This window comes from Domibacillus robiginosus (genome assembly GCF_000966195.1).
Classification (GTDB): Bacteria; Bacillota; Bacilli; order Bacillales; family Domibacillaceae; genus Domibacillus; species Domibacillus robiginosus.
On sequence record NZ_LAHL01000097.1, the window covers coordinates 1 to 2,507 of the forward strand.

Genomic DNA, 2,507 nt, shown 5'->3' on the forward strand with positions numbered 1-2,507 from the left:
CGAGATGCCCTCAGCCTTCTTGACCAGGCTGTTTCTTACAGCCGCGGTCATTTAACGGAAGAGGATGCACTGACAGTGACGGGAACCGTCGGACAGGAAATGCTGCAGGACATTGCTTCAGCGGTTTTTAATCAAAATGCTGCTGAAGCCGTCCAAACACTGAACAAGCTGCTCATGGAAGGAAAAGATCCAACTCGATTTACCGAGGATTTGATTTTATATTTCCGTGATATGCTTCTTCTTAAAATGGCACCAGAACTTGAAGAGTCATTAGAACGTACAATGGCCGAAGAAACATTTACTGAGCTTGCAGGCCAGGTGTCAGAGCCGGCCATTTATGAATATATCGCCATTTTAAATAAAGCACAGCAGGACATGAAGTTTACCAATCATGCACGCATTTATCTTGAAGTGGCACTTGTGAAAATGAGCCAGCTTCACGTAAAAGTGGAATCTGCGCCATCTGGATCAGAAATAGCCGGCTTGATTGAAAAAATAAACCGGCTTGAGCAGGAATTGCAGGAACTGAAAAAACGTCCGGCCGGCTTTGTGGAAGTGGAATCACCGAAACCGGCTGCCAAAAAAATGTCTCGTCCAGGCAATCAATTTAAGGTTGCTGTTCCACAGGTTGAAAAAGTACTGTCAGAAGCAACAAAGCAGGATATTCAAAATATTAAAAGCCGCTGGGGCAATATGATTGGTTACTTGAATGAGCGGCAAATGCGTTCGCAGGCAGCTCTTTTAAACGATGCAGAACCTGTCGCTGCGTCTGCTGACTCATTTGTGTTAAAATTTAAATACGAAATTCATTGTCAAATGGCTTCCGATAATAAAGCATTTATGGATTCTATTTCGACGATTTTAAATGAATTAACCGGCAAGCCATACCGGCCGCTTGTTGTGCCTGAAGAAGCATGGCTGGATATTCGACGTTCTTTTGTGAAAAAGCAAAAAGAAGAGGGTAGTCCTATGCCATCAGCTGAAGGAACAGAGACCGACGTGCCGGAAGAGGAAGAAGATCCTCTTGTGTCAAGAGCGCTTGAACTTGTTGGAGAAGAATTTCTTGAAATTAAAGACTAATTTAATTGGAGGATGATGAACATGATGCGTGGCGGAGGAATGGGTAACATGCAGAATATGATGAAGCAGATGCAAAAAATGCAAAAGCAAATGCAGGAAGCACAGGAGCAGCTGGCAGAAAAGCAGTTTGAAGGAACAGCCGGCGGCGGCATGGTGAAAATAAGCATGTCTGGTCAAAAGCAAGTAATCGATGTTCAAATCAAAGAAGAAGTTGTAGATCCAGACGATATCGATATGCTGCAGGATCTTGTTCTTGCAGCGGTCAATGACGCGCTCAAAAAAGTAGACGACGAAACAAACCAGACAATGGGACAGTTTACGAAAGGGATGAACCTTCCTTTCTAAAGAGGAGGAATTGCGAATGTACTATCCCGAACCAATAACGAAGCTGATTGACAGCTTTATGAAATTGCCGGGCATCGGGCCGAAAACAGCGGCTCGTCTGGCTTTTTTTGTGCTAAATATGAAAGAAGAAGATGTGCTTGATTTTGCAAAAGCACTTGTAAATGCTAAGCGGGACCTTGGCTATTGCTCCGTATGCGGCCATATTACAGATCAGGACCCGTGTGCTATTTGCAAAGATGAGCGGCGTGACCGGAGCATCGTCTGTGTGGTACAAGACCCGAAAGATGTCATCGCGATGGAAAAAATGAAGGAATACAATGGGTTGTATCATGTTCTGCATGGTTCCATTTCTCCGATGGAAGGAATTGGACCGGAAGATATTAATGTACCTGACTTGGTCAAACGACTTCAGGATGAAACGATTAAAGAGGTAATTTTAGCGACTAACCCAAACATTGAAGGAGAAGCAACAGCGATGTATATCTCCAGGCTGCTGAAACCATCCGGTATCCGGACAACCCGTATTGCTCACGGTCTTCCAGTCGGCGGTGATCTGGAGTATGCTGATGAAGTAACTCTTTCTAAAGCCATCGAAGGACGCCGCGAGCTGTAAGGAGGAAAGCATCTATGTTTTTTCGCAAAAAACAAAGCGTGCGTAGTGTATATGATGATAAGTTGATTTGCTTGCTGAACCAGGCAAGAGCAGATTGGTTTAAAAACCGCGACTTGCTTCGTCTCAGTTTTGAACAAAACAACGAGCTTGAAGCGCAAACAAAGGCAGCACAGGCGAAATATTTCTTTTTGTTCCGTGAAGCAAAAAAGCGGCAAATTCGCATAAAAGAATAATTCTTCCCTATACATTATAGGAGGAGCGTGAAAACGATGCGAAAAATGGGCGAAATATTAATCGTAATTTTACAGAAATTAGTGGTCGGTGCTTTTCTTTTATACGGTGTGAATATATGTGTACAAGAAGCGGATCTGCATATCGTTATGAATCCATTTACAGCTTTGTTGGCCGGTTTTCTCGGGCTGCCGGGAGTTCTCTCCCTGGCAGCTATTTATTTTTTTATTTTTCCGTA

General features: G+C 43.6%; 4 protein-coding genes and 1 pseudogene. All 5 read left to right on the plus strand.

Annotation, left to right across the window (positions count from 1 at the left end; translation table 11 throughout):
• Positions 1-1,080 (plus strand): annotated as a pseudogene (locus VP97_RS22930) (DNA polymerase III subunit gamma/tau); the annotation flags it as partial.
• A 21-nt stretch (positions 1,081-1,101) separates the two neighbouring features.
• A complete protein-coding gene (locus VP97_RS22935) occupies positions 1,102-1,425 on the plus strand; it encodes a YbaB/EbfC family nucleoid-associated protein (RefSeq protein ID WP_425388521.1) in 324 nt (107 codons plus the stop codon).
• Positions 1,426-1,441: 16 nt separating this feature from the next.
• Entirely contained in the window at positions 1,442-2,038 is a 597-nt protein-coding gene (gene recR, locus VP97_RS22940) for a recombination mediator RecR (protein WP_050184505.1), read from the plus strand.
• 14 nt (positions 2,039-2,052) lie between these two features.
• Positions 2,053-2,271 carry a YaaL family protein gene (locus tag VP97_RS22945; RefSeq protein WP_050184506.1) on the plus strand — a complete coding sequence of 73 codons (219 nt, stop codon included), beginning with the start codon at positions 2,053-2,055 and terminating at the stop codon, positions 2,269-2,271.
• A gap of 36 nt (positions 2,272-2,307) precedes the next feature.
• Positions 2,308-2,507 (plus strand): pro-sigmaK processing inhibitor BofA family protein (locus tag VP97_RS22950; protein ID WP_156153608.1); only part of this gene is annotated, 200 nt, incomplete at its 3' end.